We start from the raw sequence: 16,048 nt of genomic DNA on the forward strand, positions 1-16,048 counted from the left end.
AGGCGCCGTGCGGGCGGACCGGCCGCGCTACAGCTCGATCACGAGCTCGGGCCGGAAGCCTTCCTGCTCGCCCTTGCTGAGGTAGCCGAGCGGATTGGCGACGACGCGGCAGGACCAGGCGCGGCCGTTCTCGACGCCCGAGGCGAGGTAATCGTTCAGGCAGTGCAGGTGGCCGTGCATCCAGACGTCCGCCAGCGGGAACAGGTCCTCGAGCGCGTTGCAGAAGCCCGCCGTACCCGCCGTGACGCCATAGCGCGGGTCGGCGCTTTTCAGGCTGGGCGCGAAGTGGGTGACGGCGACGGTGAGGCCGTCGAAGGGCGTGCCGAGAGCCGCGCGCAGCCAGGCCTGGCAGTCGAGCGCCATGGCGCGCCAGCCGTCGGCCAGCACCGGCTCGCCGCCACGCAGCGTCGTGTTCTTGTTGAGGTAAAAGTTGGCTGCGCGCAGCGCCTTTTCGCGCAGCTGCAGTTGTTTCGTTAATTCGTGGCCGGCGGCGAGGGCGTCGAAATCCGACCACAGGGTGGTGCCGATGAAACGGACATGGTCGATGATCACGGTCTCGCGCTCGAGCCAGGCGATGCCGAGGCGGGCGCAGGTCTCGCGCAGGCGGGCATGCGCCTCGTCGAACTCGAGTCCGTCGTATTCGTGGTTGCCGGGGACGTAAAGCACCCGGGCGTTTGTCGCGCCCAGCGCCGGCGAAAAGCGTTCGAGGCCGAAGTCGCTGCCGCCCAGGCGCGAGCCGTTCTGGTAGGAGCCGATGTCGCCGGCGAGGACGATCACGTCGGCGTCGGGCGCCAGTGCCGGCTGGAAGACCGGGTAGCGTTCGAGATGGAGGTCGGAAAACAGCTGTATGCGCATGGCGGCAGTATAGCCAGATCAGCGGGGGCGTGCCGCGAACGCGCCCGCTCCAGGCCTACTCTTCGTCCTGCAGCTTGTCCAATACGGCGCGCGCCGCCTCGCTCAGCCCATCGACGACGAACGGATCGTCCGGTGCATACTCGGCCGCGTCGACCAGCATGCGCAGCTTGGCCAGCCGGTCCCCGAGGGCCAGTGCCTGCGCCAGCGCCGGCGCATCCGGCCGGCCCGCGGCTTCGATCGCCGCCGCTACAGTCTCCGGGAACTCCCACAAGGCGGCGATGCGCGCCGACAGGATGCGCGCCTGCCCGAACAGGCCGGCAATGAAGGCGTCCGACCAGGGCAGGGCATCGTCGGCGCAGAGCTGGTTGACCAGGCGGAAGGCGACCACCAGGCCGACGTTTTCCATCAGCCCGGCCAGGTAGGCGTCGAAGGCATTCGCACGCAGGCCTGGGGCCAGCAGGCTGGCGCCGAGCGCGCTCTTTTCGGACTGGCGCCAGATCAGGGGCGCGGTGCGCTTGGCCAGGCGCCCGCTTTGCATGCTGACGATTGGACGAAACGCCACGCGCGCCAGCAGCATGCGCATGCCGTTCTGCCCGAGCAGCATGATCGCGCCCTGCATGCTGTTGACCGGCGGGCCGGAATGGTAGCGCGGCAGGTAGGCCGGCCGGTTCGCTTCGCGGTAGACCTCGGCCACCAGCACCATGTCCTGGCTCAGCTGGCGCGACAGTTCGGCCGCGTTCATGTCCTCGCCCTGCAGGGTGCGCATCAGCCGGGGAATGATTTCCGGCACCCGCGGCACGAGGGCGGCGCCGGACACCGGCGCCTGCGCGAGCCGGGCCAGCTCGTCGAGGATGCGCAGTTCGAGCTGCGCCGCGGCGCGCGGCGGGGGCGCGGCGGCCAGCCAGCGGTAGTACGCGGCGTCGATCTCGGCGGTGGTGGCCGGCTCGGGTGCAGCGGACGCGGCCTGCGCCGGAGCCTGCACGCCCGCAGCCGTCCTGGGTGCGGCTTCGCCGCCTTTCGATTTGCCGAACCAACCCATTGTCGCTGCCGTCCATGAAGAATGCCACCACGGGGATTCTACATGAGGCAGGGGGCCGGCATAGGGGACGGGTGTGAGAATTGATGAGTTTTCGGATGGCCGCGGGGTGGTACTCTGGCAAGATTTTGAACATTCCGCCGATGAGGAGCCCATGCCGCGCTTTCCGTACCTGCCGCAAGGCCTGAAGCAGCATCTGTTGTCCGGCCTGGCCGGCCTGGCTGTCCTGGCCGCGGCCGTGGCCCCGGCCTGCGCCGGCGGCCCGATCCTGCCGCCAGCTTTGCCCACCACGCCCGAGGCCTGGCGCGCCGCCGCGCAGGCCGATATCGAGGCCGCCGTGCAGGTCACGCGCGACAATCACCCCGGCGCGCTCGATCCGCGCAATCCCGGCTTTTCGGCCAACCTGGAAGCGGCGCGCCGCCACGGACTGGCGCTGGCGGACAAGGTGGCGGACGCGCCCGGCTATGTCGCCGCGCTGGCGGGCTTCAACGTGCGCATCCGCGATGGCCACGCCGGCATGTTCCCGAAGCTGGACCCGTCGATTCTCCCGCCCGAGCGCTGGCCCGGCTTCGTCACCGTCTGGCGCGGCGACGGGCTGTACGTATTCGCGTCCCAGGCTGGCCAGCCGGCCATCGGCAGCAAGCTGCGCGGCTGCGACGGCAAGGACGCGCAGCAGCTCATCCGCGACAACGTGTTCGGCTTCCAGGGCCGGGTCGACGAAGCGGGCCAGTGGTGGTCGCGGGCGGGCCGCGTCTTCCGCGACGACCATAACCCTTTCATCGCGCTGCCGCGGCGCTGCACCTTCGAAGCGCAGGGCAAGGCGGTCCAGCACGTGCTGGCCTGGCGCGCCCTCGACGCCGAGGGCGAGCGCCTGCTCGCCGAGAGCAGCGGCGGCGACGCGCGCCCGGTCGGCGTGACCGAGCCGCGCAAGAACCTGATATGGGTGTCGATGCCGACCTTCCATCCGAACGAGGAAGAACGCGCCGCCTACCGCGCGCTGTACCGGGACATCGAAGCCCGGCGCACGCGCTGGCTGGCCGCGGACGCGGTCGTGGTCGACCTGCGCAAGAACCAGGGCGGTTCCTCGGACTGGAGCCAGGAATTCGCCCGGGCCTTGTGGGGCAAGGCACGCGTCGACAAGGAGAGCGCCGCCTACGATGCCGGCGTCGAGGTCTGGTGGCGCGCCTCGCCCGGCAACACCGCTTACGTGACGGAGCTGGCCGAACGGCTGGCGCGCGAGGGCAGCCTCGCATCGGCGGCGCGCATCCGGCGTACCGCGCAAGGCATGCGCGCGGCGCTCGACCAGGGCAAACCCTTCCACGTGGAGCAGGACGAAGCCGGGCCGCCGGCCATCGACGAGGCGCAGGACGGCCCGCCCTTCACGCGGCCCCTGTACGTGGTCGTGCCGGGCAACTGCGCCAGCGCCTGCCTCGATGCGCTCGACGTCTTTACGCGCTTCCCGAACACGGTGCTGGTCGGCGCCCCGAGTTCGGCCGACTCGACCTACATGGACGTCCGGGTCGCCGAGCTGCCTGGGGGCCGCGCGGCCGTGATCGTGCCGAACAAGGTGTATGTGAACCGCAAGCGCGCCAATGGCCAGTTCTACCGGCCGCAGGTCGAGGTGCGCGACCTGGTGTGGTCGATCGAGACGCTGTCGAAGGCGATCGAGGCCGACCTGGCGCGGCGCCGGCCCTGACACCCGGAGCGCATGGCCGTGCGCGCTCATCCATGCGACAATTCCACGCATGATGACCTTATCGGACTACCAGGCGCTGTTTCGCGTCTCGCCCTATCCCTATCTCGTGACGGGGCCCGACCTGACGATCGTCGGCGCCAGCGGCGCCTACCTGCGCTCGGTCCAGCGCACCAAGGAAGAACTCGTCGGACGCTACGTCTTCGAGGCCTTTCCGCCCGAAGAGAGCAATCCGGAAACGACCAACGTCGACGAGGTGAGAGCCTCGCTGCTGCGCGCCCTGGCCAAGGGCGAGCCCGATACCACGGCCTTTGTCCGCTATGCGGTCGAAGTGAACACGCCGGAAGGGAAGAAATACGAAGAGCGCTACTGGAGCACCGTGCACACGCCGGTGCTGGACACCGACGGCAAGCCGGTGCTGGTGTTCCAGAATGCGGTCGACGTCACCGAGCTGTATCGCTACGACCAGCAGTCCGAGGTCGCGACCTTGCAGCTCACGCCGCCGGGCGAGACCAATGCCGAGAATTTCAACCGCGCCCAGATGCACGAGGCGCTGTCGCGCATCCTCAACAACGAGCGCGAACACCTGAGGAGCCTGTTCAACCAGGCGCCGGGTTTCGTCGCCGTGCTGATGGGGCCGAAGCACGTCTTCGAAATGGTCAACGAGGCGTATTACCAGCTGGTCGGGCACCGCGAACTGATCGGTAAACCGGTATTCGACGCGCTGCCGGAAGCGGTGGGCCAGGGGTATGAGGAATTCCTCGACCGGGTCTACCGCACCGGTGAGGCCTGGACCACGCGCGCGATGCCGCTCGGGATCCAGCGCGTGCCCGGCGGTCCGATCAGTCAGCGCTATATCGACCTCGTCTACCAGCCCTACAAGGACCAGTACGGCACCACGATCGGCATCTTCGCGCAGGGCTACGACGTCACCGATTCGGTCGAGGCGCAAGCGGCCAAGCGCGAAAGCGACGAGCGACTGCGCGACGGCATGGACGCGACCCGGATGGCGGTCTGGGACTGGAACTTCGCCAGCGGCGAACTGGCCCACTCGGACAACATCGGCCTCGTGCTCGGCTTCTCGCCGGACGGGATGGACGCCGTCGGCGAGCATATCCACCCCGACGACCGCGACAAGATCGAGGACGCCCACCGCAAGGCAATCGCCGGCACCGGGACCTACCAGGAAGTGGTGCGCTTCATCCGTCCCGACAACGGCCGCCAGGTCTGGCTGGACAGCCGCGGCAAGGTCCAGTTCGACGCCGATGGACAGGCGGTGCGCATGCGTGGCGTGACGGTCGACGTGACCGAGCGATACCAGGCCGAGTTCGAGCTGCGCGAATCGAACCGCAAGAAGGACGAATTCCTCGCCATGCTCGCGCACGAACTGCGCAACCCGCTGGCGCCGATCAGCACCGCCGCCGAAATGCTGCGCCTGACGAATGCCACGGACCTGCGTACGAAAAAGGCGAGTGAAGTCATCAGCCGCCAGGTGAAACACATGACGGCGCTGGTGGACGATTTGCTGGACGTGTCGCGCGTCACGCGCGGGCTGGTCGAGCTGGAAAAGGAACTGGTCGACATCAAGGCCGCCGTCTCGAACGCCGTCGAGCAGGCCCGGCCCCTGATCGAAGCGCGCCACCACGCGCTCACCGTGCGCACCGATGCGTCGCAGGCGACCGTGCTGGGCGACCGCACGCGCCTGGTGCAGGTGATCGCCAACCTCCTGAACAACGCGGCGAAATACACGCCGCAGGGGGGCGAGATCACGCTCGCCGTGCATGCCGGCGAGGGCCGGGTCGATATCAGCGTGATCGACAACGGCATCGGCATCGAGGCCAGGCTGCTGCCGCAGATTTTCGAGCTCTTCACCCAGGCCGAACGCACGCCGGACCGCGCGCAAGGGGGTCTCGGCATCGGCCTGGCGCTGGTCAAGAACATGGTGGCGCTGCACGGCGGCACCGTGTCGGCCGCGAGCGCCGGTCCGGGCGCGGGCAGCACGTTTACGATCCGGTTGCCGGCGGTGGAGCAGGGCGTGAAGGACCAGCTGGCGGGTGCGGCAAGCGCCTTGCCTGGCCTGGCGCCGCTGCGCATCATGATCGTCGACGACAATGTCGACGCCGCCGAGTCGCTGGCCGTGCTGCTCGAAGCGCAGGGCCACAGCGTGCGGGTGGAAGCGCATCCGGTGCAGGCGATCGATGCCGCGCGGGCCGAGCCGCCCGAGGTCTTCATCCTCGACATCGGCCTGCCGGAGATGGACGGCTACGAGCTGGCGCGCCGCCTGCGTGCCGATCCGGCGACCGGTTCAGCGTTGTTCATCGCGCTGACCGGCTACGGCCAGGCGCACGACCGCATCCTGTCGAAGTCGAGCGGTTTCGAGCATCATTTCGTGAAGCCGATGGATACGGACAGGCTGGCGCAGGTGCTGGCGATGGCGTCGCAAAGGCCTTGAGAAACGTCGGGGGGGCGCTAAGCCAGGCAGGCACCGTAGGGTCGGCACTCCGTGCCCACGCGGAATTCCGCACCGTGTTGGCGACCAAGGTGTCGCACATGGCGCATCGTGGCAACGCGTGCCAAACGATCATTGTTGACGCTGCGGAGCGACACTTCCACGTACCTGGCCGTGATCCGCGCACGAAACGCGTGGGCACGGAGTGCCACCCTACGACAATGGCCGATTACGCCTTGACTGACAGGCACTATGTCCCGGGTCCTTTTAGTACTCGCGCCGATCGGGCTTGATCTCCTGCAGCACCGTCGTCGCGATCTCCTCGATCGACTTGGTGGTCGAGGACAGCCAGCGGATACCCTCGCGCTTCATCATCATCTCCGCCTCGTTCACTTCATAGCGGCAGTTCTCGATGGACGCATATTTGCTGCCGGCGCGGCGCTCCTCGCGGATCTGGGTCAGGCGTTCGGGCGCGATCGTCAGGCCGAACAGCTTGTGTTTGAAGGGCGGCAGCGAGGACGGCAGCTTGCCGCGCTCGAAGTCGTCGGGGATGAGCGGATAGTTGGCCGCCTTGATCCCGTATTGCATCGCCAGGTAGAGGCTGGTCGGCGTCTTGCCCGAACGCGACACGCCGACGAGGATCACGTCGGCCTCGGCCAGGTTCTTGTGCGACTGGCCGTCGTCGTGCGCCAGCGAAAAATTGATCGCCTCGATGCGGTTCTTGTATTCCTCGGAGTCGACCACGTTGTGGATGCGGCCGATCGTGTGGGTGGACTTCACGCCCAATTCCATCTCGAGCGGCGCGACGAAGGTCTGGAACAGGTCCATGTGCATGCCGTTCGAGCCGCGGATCACGCCCGACAGGTCGTGTTTCACCAGGGTCGAGAAGACGATCGGGCGCTGGTTGTCGGCGGCGTAGTGTTCATTGATGCGGCGCGCCGCGTCCCTGGCCTTTTCCAGCGTGTCGATGAAGGGGATGCGGATCTGGCGGAAACGCATCTCGAACTGGCTCAGCACCGCGTGGCCGAAGGTCTCGGCGGTGATGCCGGTACCGTCTGACACGAAGAACACGGTGCGCGGTGGCGAGGGAAGCGGAGTGCGGGCATCATCTGTCATGATATTTTTTTGTCAATGCTATCGGGTTTGCAGCGAGTTTGGAATGTTGTGCGATGTGAATCCGGGGCACACGGGGTAGAATGCTCGGCAACGGTTTTTGCATTGTGCTGCACCGCGCCAAGAATAACAAGAACACACGCCCGCAGCCGCGCCACAAGGTTTCTATCATCAAGTAAGGTGTTTTATTATGACTAACCTGTCTAATGCAGCATTGAAAGACCCCGAACAGGGCGCCGGCGTCTACGTCGCTCCGTTCGAAAACCTGCGCATGACCGATGTCGAATCGGTCGGCGGCAAGAACGCGTCGCTCGGCGAAATGATCAGCCAGCTCGCCGAAGCCGGCGTGCGCGTGCCGACCGGCTTCGCCACCACGGCCCAGGCCTTCCGCGACTTCCTCGAGCATTCGATCGATGGCGGCCCGTCCTTGGCCGACCGCATCGCCACCCGCCTGGAAGGGCTCGACATCGACGACGTGCGTTCGCTCGCCGCGGCCGGTCTTGAAATCCGCCAGTGGATCGTCGAGACCCCGTTCCAGCCGCGCCTGGAAAACGAAATCCGCAGCTACTACGAGCGCCTGGTCGCCGACTCCACCGCCGAGATGTCCTTTGCCGTGCGCTCCTCGGCCACCGCGGAAGACCTGCCGGACGCCTCGTTCGCGGGCCAGCAGGAGACCTTCCTGAACGTGGTCGGCATCGACAACGTGCTGGAAGCAATGAAGCACGTCTTCGCTTCGCTCTACAACGACCGCGCCATCTCGTATCGCGTGCATAAGGGCTTCACCCACGCCGAGGTCGCCCTGTCGGCCGGCGTGCAGCGCATGGTGCGCTCGGACCTGGGCGCCGCCGGCGTCATGTTCACGATCGACACCGAATCGGGCTTCAAGGACGTCGTCTTCATCACCTCGAGCTACGGCCTGGGCGAGACGGTGGTGCAGGGCGCGGTCAATCCGGACGAGTTCTACGTCCACAAGCCGATGCTCCAGCAGGGTAAATCGCCGGTCATCCGCCGCAACATCGGCTCGAAACTGATCAAAATGGAGTTCACCAACGAGGCGAAAGCCGGCCGTTCGGTGAAAACCGTCGACGTACCGATCGAGATGCGCAACCGCTATTCGCTGACCGACGCCGAAGTCGTCGAGCTGGCAAAATATGCCGTCATCATCGAGAACCACTATGGCCGTCCGATGGACATCGAGTGGGGCAAGGATGGCCGCGACGGCAAACTGTTCATCCTGCAGGCGCGTCCGGAAACCGTGAAGTCGCAGCAGAAGGCCACCGACGCCCAGCAGCGTTTCAGCCTGAAGGGCACCGGTACCGTGCTGACCCACGGCCGCGCGATCGGCCAGAAAATCGGCGCCGGTCCCGTGCGCGTGATTACCGACCCGGCCGACATGGAACGCGTGCAGCCGGGCGACGTGCTGGTGGCCGACATGACCGACCCGAACTGGGAACCGGTCATGAAGCGCGCCTCGGCCATCGTCACCAACCGCGGCGGCCGTACCTGCCACGCGGCGATCATCGCGCGTGAACTGGGCGTGCCGGCCGTCGTCGGCTGCGGCGACGCGACCGAGATCCTGAAGGACGGTACGTTTGTGACGGTCTCCTGCGCCGAAGGCGACGAGGGCAAGATCTACGACGGCCTGCTGGAAACGGAAATCACGGAAGTCTCGCGCGGCGAACTGCCACCGATCAAGACCAAGATCATGCTCAACGTCGGCAACCCGCAGCTTGCTTTTGATTTCCAGTCGGTGCCGAACAACGGTGTCGGCCTGGCGCGTCTCGAGTTCATCATCAACAACAACATCGGCGTGCACCCGAAGGCCATCCTCGAGTACCCGAACATCGATGCCGACCTGAAGAAGGCAGTGGAGTCGGTCGCCCGCGGCCACGCCTCGCCGAAGGCCTTCTACGTGGATAAACTGGCCGAAGGCGTGGCGACGATCGCCGCCGCCTTCTGGCCAAAGCCTGTCATCGTGCGCCTGTCGGACTTCAAGTCGAACGAGTACAAGAAGCTGATCGGCGGTTCGCGCTACGAGCCGGACGAAGAAAACCCGATGCTGGGCTTCCGCGGCGCCGCGCGCTACCTGGCCGAAGACTTCGCCGAAGCCTTCGAGATGGAGTGCATTGCCATGAAACGCGTGCGCGAAGAGATGGGCCTGACCAACGTCGAGCTCATGATCCCGTTCGTGCGCACCCTGGGCCAGGCCGAGAAGGTCATCGACCTGCTGGCCAAATATGGCCTCAAACGCGGCGAAAACGGCCTGCGCGTCATCATGATGTGCGAAGTGCCGTCGAATGCCATCCTGGCCGATCGCTTCCTCGAGTTCTTCGACGGCTTCTCGATCGGTTCGAACGACCTGACCCAGCTGACCCTGGGCCTGGACCGCGACTCGGGCATGCCGCTGCTGGCAGCCGACTTCGACGAGCGCGACCCGGCCGTGAAGGCGATGCTGTCGCTGGCGATCAAGGCCTGCCGCGCGCAGGGCAAGTACATCGGCATCTGCGGCCAGGGTCCTTCGGACAATCCTGACTTCGCGCAGTGGCTGGTGGAAGAGGGCATCGAATCGATGTCGCTCAATCCTGACTCGGTGATCGAGACCTGGCAGAAGCTGGCGGCGATGTAAGCTTCGCTGCGCTGGACATCCCTCGCTCACCCTCGGGGTGGCGGGGGATTTTTTTTTCGTCCCGCGACCGGGCAAAAAAACGCCAACCGGGGTGGTTGGCGTTTTGTTTCGTACAGTCTTGCCCGGTTTTAGTTCCAGCCGCCGGCGTTCGACCGGTAGTCCACCGCGAGGTTGGCGTTCACCTGGCGTTGGCGCTGCATGAACTGCTCAGCGCGGTGGCGGGCGACGCGCATCAGCAGGCGCGCGACAGTCTTCAATACGTGTTTCATTCCATCTCCCGGGATTGCATTGAGGCGCCGCGCGAAAAGCGGAGGTGCACGGATCGCCGATACTCCCGTTATAGGCTTCATCTGGCGGCAGCGCCAATTCCAATTAGCAATGTCAGGTATGGGGACGGTGAATGGATTGTTCGATATTTCGGCCAGTTTTGTAAGGTGGGCACTCCGAGCCCTGCCCTGTCGGGCAGGGCGCCTCGCGGGCCGGCAGCATGCTGTCCGAATTCCCCGCTAGGCCCCACGCGGAACTATGCGCCGTGTTAACCTCGTTCCGGCGCGACAATCCACATCATCGATACGGATCTCCAATGATCATTCGGCGAATCTGACTCGTACCGGCCTTCTCGGGGCGAATACCGCCAACCATGATCGTGCATCCGCGTGGGCACGGGGTGTCCACCCTACGGCCAGGCGAAAACGTGGCGCCAGACCGCATACCACAGATCCGCCGGGCGCCCGCTGTTGCCGTGCCCATTCAGCATCATCGATAAAAATCTGCCAATAGCCTTAAGGCAACAAATGTCTTGACTCGGCACCAGAACACGTTAGACTTTTGGAAAGCCTTGTCACCCTGCGGCGGCGAGTGTTTCTCACATGACTGGAGAATTGCATGCGCCTTGCCTTCACGATTGCCGCCTTGGCCGGCGTTCTGTTCGGCGTTCTGTCCTCGAACACCGTGCTCGCCGCCGACCCGGGTTTCTGCCACTCGGTCTGCGACAGCGAGCGCCGTGCCTGCAAGGCGGACGCGCAACAGCTGGCGGCCGAAGACGGCGAAGGCTTGCTGGTGATGCAGGAGAAAAACGAGTTCGCGCGCACGGCCGCCAGGACCGGCGCGCCGGTGTCCGAGGCCGCCCGCGCCGGCGAGCGCACGGCCGTGCAGAATCGCCGCATCGCGCGCACCGCCGCCTGCGAAAGCACGTACCAGCGTTGCGAACGTGCCTGCAAGGCGCCCCAGGACAAGGCGGCGGTGTCGCCGATTTTCACCCCGCGCAAGAGCGGCTGAACGTGTTCAAAGTGGGTTGAGGAGAACGATATGCTCGATTGGATGAACTGGCTGGTGGGTGCGGGGATCCTGGTGATCGCCGAACTGTTCACCGGCACCTTTTATTTGCTGATGATCGCCATCGGCCTCGCCTTTGGCGGCATCGCGGCGCTGCTGGGCCTGAGCGGGCCGATCCAGACCCTGGTCGCGGCCGCCATCGGCCTGGTCGCCACCAGCATCCTGCACCGCAGCCGTTTCGGCCGCCCGTCCAGGCAAAGCCCCGGCCGCGACCAGAACGTGAACCTCGACATCGGGGCCCGGGTGGCCGTGCCCGCCTGGCAGGATGGCCGCGCGCGCGTGATGTACCGCGGCGCGCTGTGGGATGTCGAGCTGGGACCGGGCGCGCTGGCGGAGGCCGGCGAGTTCCGCATCGTCGAAGTGCAGGGCAGCCGCCTCATCGTCGCAAACTCATAGAAACTGATTGATAAGGAATGCTCATGGAATTCACGTTCGGAACGGTAGCGCTGGTCATTTTCATCATCGCGATCGTGTTCGTCTTCAAGACGATCAATGTCGTGCCGCAGCAGCACGCCTGGGTAGTCGAGCGCCTCGGCAAATACCACGCGACGCTGGCGCCGGGCCTGAACATCGTGATCCCGTTCATCGACCGCATCGCCTACAAACACGTGCTGAAGGAAATCCCGCTCGACGTGCCGCCCCAGGTCTGCATCACCAAGGACAACACCCAGCTGCAGGTCGACGGCATCCTGTACTTCCAGGTGACCGACGCCATGCGCGCCTCCTACGGCGCCTCGAACTACATCCAGGCCATCACCCAGCTGGCGCAAACGACGCTGCGCTCGGTGATCGGCAAGATGGAACTGGATAAGACCTTCGAGGAGCGCGACCACATCAACACCACCATCGTCAACGCGATCGACGAGTCGGCCGCGAACTGGGGCGTCAAGGTGCTGCGCTATGAAATCAAGGACCTGACGCCGCCGGCCGAGATCCTGCATTCGATGCAGCGCCAGATCACGGCCGAACGCGAAAAACGGGCATTGATTGCGGCGTCTGAAGGAAGACGCCAGGAGCAGATCAACATCGCCAGCGGCGAACGCGAAGCCTCGATCGCCCGTTCCGAAGGCGAGCGCCAGGCCGCGATCAACCGCGCCCAGGGCGAGGCCAGCGCCATCGTCGCCATCGCCGAAGCCAGCGCCACGGCATTGCGCCAGGTCGGCGCCGCGATCCGCGATCCGGGCGGCGAAGACGCGATGAATCTGCGCGTGGCCGAACACTATGTCGACGCCTTCGGCAAGCTGGCCAAGACGAATAATTCGATCATCGTGCCGGCCAACCTGGGCGAGATGAGCGGGCTGATTGCGAGCGCGCTGCAGATTGTGAAAACGCAGAAATAAGCGGCGGCGAATTCCCGTACTGCCGGGCTGTCGAACGTGGAAAAAGGGAGGTGGAGGGATGCGCGCGAAGCATGTGTTGTATGCCTTGCTGGTACTGATGCTGGTGGCGGGAGCGATCGACGCGGCCAGCCTCGACGCGCCGCAAATTCCTTTGTGGTGGGCGTTGCCGTGGGCGCTGCTGTGGGCATTCCTGTCGACCTTCCTGCCCTTCTACTGGTACCGGCTCGACAGCGAAGCGCGCCGCTTCCATCGCTCGCGCTGGATGAGCGTCGGCATCGTCGTCCTGACCCCGATCGTCGTGCCGATCTACCTGCTGCGCAGCCGGCCACGCGGCAAGCGCCTCGGCGCGCTGCTGCGCTGCCTCGGCTTCGGCGTGCTGATGATCGCCGCGGTGATGCTGGGCGCGCTGGCGCAGGTGCTGCGCTGATGCTTATTGATGAGAAAGGATGTATGTTGAATCTCCACATTGACCGCAGACCGGTTTCCGGCGCGCGGCAGGTCGCGAAGGCCCGGGCATGACGCGCGTCCTTGTCATCACCGGCGCCTCGGACGGTATCGGCGCCGAGATGGCGCGCCAGCTGGCGGCGAAAGAGGGCACCGGCATTGCGCTGGTGCTGGCGGCGCGCAACGCGGCGCAGCTCGACGCCGTCGCGGCAGAATGCGCGGCCCTGGGCGCGCAGACGCTCACCGTGCCGACCGACGTCTCGGTGCAGATCCAGTGCCGCCGGCTGGTCATCAGCGCCGTCGAACGCTTCGGGCGCATCGATGTACTGGTCAACAACGCCGGGCGCTCGGCCCACGCCTTGTTCGAAGAGGTCGAGGACCTCGACTGGTACGAGGAGCTGATGCGGGTGAACCTGTGGGGGGCGGTCTGGTGCACGCAGGCGGCACTCCCGCACCTCAAAACCGCGCGCGGCAGCATCGTTGCCGTATCCTCGCTGGCGGGACTGGTCGGCGTGCCGGGCCGCACCGCCTACAGCGCCACGAAGTTCGCGATGACCGGCTTTTTCGAGGCGCTGCGGGCCGAAGTCAAAGGCGCTGGCGTCAGCGTGACGACGGCCTATCCCGGCGTGGTCGCCACGAAGATCCGCTACCGGGGCTTCAATGCGCAAGGCGAGGCGGCCGGGACGAGCGCCCTGAAGGAAGAGGGCGCGATGAGCGTCGAGGAATGCGCGCGCCTGATCATCGAGGGAATGAACGCGCGCAAGCGGGAAGTGGTGATGTCCGCGAAGGGGAAGATCGGGCGCTTCATGAAGCTGCTGGCGCCCGGGGTGGTCGAACGGATCGCGCTGGCGGCGCTGAAGGACGAGGTCAAGCCGCACTGAGTTGCGCCGACCTGCGCCGACCTGCGCCTGCATCAGAAGTCGATCGACCCCGACACGCTTACCGTACGCGGCGCGCCCGCCACCAGGTAGCCGTAACCCGGATAACCGCCCGCCGAAGCCCAGTAGCTCCGGTTCGCGACATTGTCGATGCGGGCACGCAGGGTCAGGTCGCGTTCCATCACGCGCGTGGTCCAGGTCGCGCCGATGTCGAGGCGGGACCAGGACGGCGGCTTCTGCAGGTTGGCCGCATCGGCATACTGGCGCGCGGTGTGCAGGGCGCGGGCATTCAGCGACAGGCCGTGCACGCCGGGGACGTCCCAGTCGGCGCCCAGGTTCAACTGCATCTTGGGCACGCCGATCGCCTCGAAGCCGTCGAAGGCGCCGTTCAGGGTGCGCCGCTGTTCGCTGTCGAGCAGGGTCGCGCCGCCAAGCAGGCGCAGGCCTTTCGCAGGCATGCCGAACACGGACAGCTCCAGGCCGCGGTTCCTCTGCTCGCCGAACAAACCGAAGGTGTTGTTGGCGACATAGGCTTGCGGCTGGGCGGTGGTGAACAGCGCCGCGCTGGCGCCGAATTTACCGGTATCGACTTTCACGCCGATTTCCTTCTGGCGCGAGACATAGGGGGCAAACACCGCGCCCTCGTTGGCGAGCGGCGCGCCGAAGCCGCCGCTGCTGGCGACCGTTCCCTGCTGCAGTGCTTCGATATAGTTCGCATACAGCGAGACGCCCGGCGCCGGCTTGTAGACCAGGCCTGCCACCGGCGTGTTGGCGCTCGACGCGTAGCGCGAACTCTCGATGCCGGACAGGTAGTCGAAGCCCGTGTCCTTGATGCGCTGGTGGCGCAGGCCGAGCGTCAGCAGGACCGTGTCGCCGGCGAAGGACAGGGTGTCGGCGACGGCGGTGCTCGAGAGCGTGGTCTTGCGGGTCAGGAGGGGATTGCCCATGTTCCCGCCGGGCCAGAAGCCGGTCGGCGGCGCGGCCACGTCGACCGGGCGGTAGATACTGGTCGACCAGCCGGCGAAGTCGCCCAGCGCATAGGCGTTCTTCGATTCCGAATGGAAGCCCGATGCGGTGGCCGACAGCGTGTGCCTGAGCGAACCGGTACGCAGGGTGGTGCGCGCGCCGATTTCGCCGGTCTTCACGTCGTCTTCGCGGACATTGTCGAAGCGGGTCATGGTGGCGCTGCCGTCCAGCGCCGTCACCGTGGCTGAGGCCAGGATATTCGATTCGTCGCCCTTGCGCGCGCCGAAGGCAGCCCACGCGACCGCATCCTGGCCGAGATCGACTTCGGCACGCAGGGTGCCGAAGACGTCGCGTTCCTTCGATACGGTCCAGGGCTGGGCCCAGTTGCTGGCGGCGCCTGGCGCTGCGATGATCGGCAGGCCCGCAGCCACCGTCACGCTCGGACGCGCATTGTCCAGGCGGTGGTTCTGGTAGCCGGCGTCGGCCGACACGCGGTAGCCGCGGCCGCGGTAGTCGGCGCCGATCGAGAAGACGCTCAACTTGCGCTCTTCGCGGTCGACCGCCGTTTCGCCATCGCGGCGCACCCCGTTGATGCGCAGGCCGGCGCGGCCCTCGGGACCGAAGCGGCGCGCGAGATCGAATGCGCCGACCAGCTGGCCGCCGCTCTCCACGCCCACGGTCACCTGGTTCAGCGGCGCATTCGGCGCGCGCTTCGGCACCAGGTTGATCATGCCGCCGATGCCGCCGCCGCCCGGTGCCGCGCCATTGACAAAGCTGTTCGCGCCGCGGAAGACTTCCACGCGCTCGAGCAGTTCGGAAGCGACGAACTGGCGCGGCAGCAGGCCGTACAGGCCGTTGTAGGCCAGGTCGTCCGAGTTCACGGCGAAGCCGCGGATCACGTACAGCTCCTGGTAATTGCCGAAGCCGCGCGCAACGCGCACCGAGGGGTCGTTCTGGACGACGTCCGCCACGCTGCGTGCCTGCTGGTCCTGGATCAGCGCGTGCGTGTAGTTGGTCGTGTTGAAGGGCGTGTCCATCATGTCGACATTGCCCAGCAGGCCAATGCGGCCGCCGCGCGCGACCTGGCCGCCCGCGTAATCCTTCGGCAGGCCCTGGGCCGAGGCGTCGGCCGAGGCGGTGACGACGACGGTCTGGATCGGTTGTTCGATGGCGCCGGGAGCGGTGCTGGTCTGGGCGGCGGCATTGCCCGCCGCGACAAGGAAAGCGCCAAAGGCGAGGGGAGTCAGGCGAAACTGGTTCATGAGTCGTCGTTGTTGTTCTATGAGAAGCGGTTCGATGAGAAGCGGCTTGAT

13 protein-coding genes are annotated in these 16,048 nt (G+C 66.4%); 8 read left to right on the top strand and 5 right to left on the bottom strand.

From position 1 onward, the window contains the following. Window positions 1-27: 27 nt before the first annotated feature. Window positions 28-855: a metallophosphoesterase gene (locus AC1MEM_RS14335; RefSeq protein ID WP_499471467.1), complete on the bottom strand. Its 828-nt coding sequence runs from the start codon at window positions 853-855 to the stop codon at window positions 28-30. 55 nt (window positions 856-910) lie between these two features. Further along, window positions 911-1,894 carry an HDOD domain-containing protein gene (locus AC1MEM_RS14340; RefSeq protein WP_499471469.1) on the bottom strand — a complete coding sequence of 328 codons (984 nt, stop codon included), beginning with the start codon at window positions 1,892-1,894 and terminating at the stop codon, window positions 911-913. 151 nt (window positions 1,895-2,045) lie between these two features. Between AC1MEM_RS14340 and AC1MEM_RS14345 the strand changes: the two genes are divergently transcribed. Further along, window positions 2,046-3,587, top strand: a complete 1,542-nt coding sequence (locus tag AC1MEM_RS14345) for a hypothetical protein (RefSeq protein ID WP_499471471.1) — start codon at window positions 2,046-2,048, stop codon at window positions 3,585-3,587. Between the two features lie 49 nt (window positions 3,588-3,636). Further along, on the top strand, window positions 3,637-6,036 hold the full coding sequence (locus AC1MEM_RS14350; RefSeq protein ID WP_499471473.1) for a PAS domain-containing hybrid sensor histidine kinase/response regulator: 2,400 nt from the start codon (window positions 3,637-3,639) through the stop codon (window positions 6,034-6,036). Between the two features lie 264 nt (window positions 6,037-6,300). Here the strand turns inward: AC1MEM_RS14350 and ppsR are convergent, their stop codons facing one another. Beyond that, on the bottom strand, window positions 6,301-7,149 hold the full coding sequence (ppsR, locus tag AC1MEM_RS14355; protein WP_499471475.1) for a posphoenolpyruvate synthetase regulatory kinase/phosphorylase PpsR: 849 nt from the start codon (window positions 7,147-7,149) through the stop codon (window positions 6,301-6,303). A 268-nt stretch (window positions 7,150-7,417) separates the two neighbouring features. On the opposite strand from ppsR, the gene ppsA reads away from it, so the two are divergent. Then, entirely contained in the window at window positions 7,418-9,772 is a 2,355-nt protein-coding gene (gene ppsA, locus AC1MEM_RS14360; RefSeq protein WP_499477651.1) for a phosphoenolpyruvate synthase, read from the top strand. A gap of 128 nt (window positions 9,773-9,900) precedes the next feature. Here ppsA and AC1MEM_RS14365 read toward each other — a convergent pair whose 3' ends face one another. Further along, on the bottom strand, window positions 9,901-10,041 hold the full coding sequence (locus AC1MEM_RS14365) for a hypothetical protein (RefSeq protein ID WP_499471477.1): 141 nt from the start codon (window positions 10,039-10,041) through the stop codon (window positions 9,901-9,903). A 616-nt stretch (window positions 10,042-10,657) separates the two neighbouring features. Here AC1MEM_RS14365 and AC1MEM_RS14370 point away from each other — a divergent pair. The 5 genes from AC1MEM_RS14370 (at window position 10,658) to AC1MEM_RS14390 (ending at window position 13,772) form a co-directional block, all read left to right on the top strand. Beyond that, window positions 10,658-11,050: a hypothetical protein gene (locus tag AC1MEM_RS14370; RefSeq protein WP_499471479.1), complete on the top strand. Its 393-nt coding sequence runs from the start codon at window positions 10,658-10,660 to the stop codon at window positions 11,048-11,050. A gap of 30 nt (window positions 11,051-11,080) precedes the next feature. Next, a complete protein-coding gene (locus AC1MEM_RS14375) occupies window positions 11,081-11,503 on the top strand; it encodes an NfeD family protein (protein WP_499471481.1) in 423 nt (140 codons plus the stop codon). 23 nt (window positions 11,504-11,526) lie between these two features. After that, entirely contained in the window at window positions 11,527-12,447 is a 921-nt protein-coding gene (locus AC1MEM_RS14380) for an SPFH domain-containing protein (protein ID WP_499471483.1), read from the top strand. 58 nt (window positions 12,448-12,505) lie between these two features. After that, window positions 12,506-12,874: a hypothetical protein gene (locus tag AC1MEM_RS14385; protein WP_499471485.1), complete on the top strand. Its 369-nt coding sequence runs from the start codon at window positions 12,506-12,508 to the stop codon at window positions 12,872-12,874. An 88-nt stretch (window positions 12,875-12,962) separates the two neighbouring features. Next, window positions 12,963-13,772, top strand: a complete 810-nt coding sequence (locus AC1MEM_RS14390; RefSeq protein WP_499471487.1) for an SDR family oxidoreductase — start codon at window positions 12,963-12,965, stop codon at window positions 13,770-13,772. A 32-nt stretch (window positions 13,773-13,804) separates the two neighbouring features. Here AC1MEM_RS14390 and AC1MEM_RS14395 read toward each other — a convergent pair whose 3' ends face one another. Next, on the bottom strand, window positions 13,805-15,997 hold the full coding sequence (locus AC1MEM_RS14395) for a TonB-dependent receptor (protein ID WP_499471489.1): 2,193 nt from the start codon (window positions 15,995-15,997) through the stop codon (window positions 13,805-13,807). Between the last annotated feature and the right edge of the window lie 51 nt (window positions 15,998-16,048).

Source organism: Telluria sp. AIW5 (genome assembly GCF_056680575.1).

Excerpts from the sequence above, each read along its gene's own strand:
- AC1MEM_RS14370 (WP_499471479.1), top strand. The coding sequence starts at position 10,658 with ATGCGCCTTGCCTTCACGATTGCCGCCTTGGCCGGCGTTCTGTTCGGC.
- AC1MEM_RS14395 (WP_499471489.1), bottom strand. The coding sequence starts at position 15,997 with ATGAACCAGTTTCGCCTGACTCCCCTCGCCTTTGGCGCTTTCCTTGTC.
- AC1MEM_RS14350 (WP_499471473.1), top strand. The coding sequence starts at position 3,637 with ATGATGACCTTATCGGACTACCAGGCGCTGTTTCGCGTCTCGCCCTAT.
- AC1MEM_RS14380 (WP_499471483.1), top strand. The coding sequence starts at position 11,527 with ATGGAATTCACGTTCGGAACGGTAGCGCTGGTCATTTTCATCATCGCG.
- ppsA (WP_499477651.1), top strand. The coding sequence starts at position 7,418 with ATGACCGATGTCGAATCGGTCGGCGGCAAGAACGCGTCGCTCGGCGAA.
- AC1MEM_RS14385 (WP_499471485.1), top strand. The coding sequence starts at position 12,506 with ATGCGCGCGAAGCATGTGTTGTATGCCTTGCTGGTACTGATGCTGGTG.
- AC1MEM_RS14345 (WP_499471471.1), top strand. The coding sequence starts at position 2,046 with ATGCCGCGCTTTCCGTACCTGCCGCAAGGCCTGAAGCAGCATCTGTTG.
- AC1MEM_RS14335 (WP_499471467.1), bottom strand. The coding sequence starts at position 855 with ATGCGCATACAGCTGTTTTCCGACCTCCATCTCGAACGCTACCCGGTC.
- AC1MEM_RS14390 (WP_499471487.1), top strand. The coding sequence starts at position 12,963 with ATGACGCGCGTCCTTGTCATCACCGGCGCCTCGGACGGTATCGGCGCC.
- ppsR (WP_499471475.1), bottom strand. The coding sequence starts at position 7,149 with ATGACAGATGATGCCCGCACTCCGCTTCCCTCGCCACCGCGCACCGTG.
- AC1MEM_RS14375 (WP_499471481.1), top strand. The coding sequence starts at position 11,081 with ATGCTCGATTGGATGAACTGGCTGGTGGGTGCGGGGATCCTGGTGATC.
- AC1MEM_RS14340 (WP_499471469.1), bottom strand. The coding sequence starts at position 1,894 with ATGGGTTGGTTCGGCAAATCGAAAGGCGGCGAAGCCGCACCCAGGACG.
- AC1MEM_RS14365 (WP_499471477.1), bottom strand. The coding sequence starts at position 10,041 with ATGAAACACGTATTGAAGACTGTCGCGCGCCTGCTGATGCGCGTCGCC.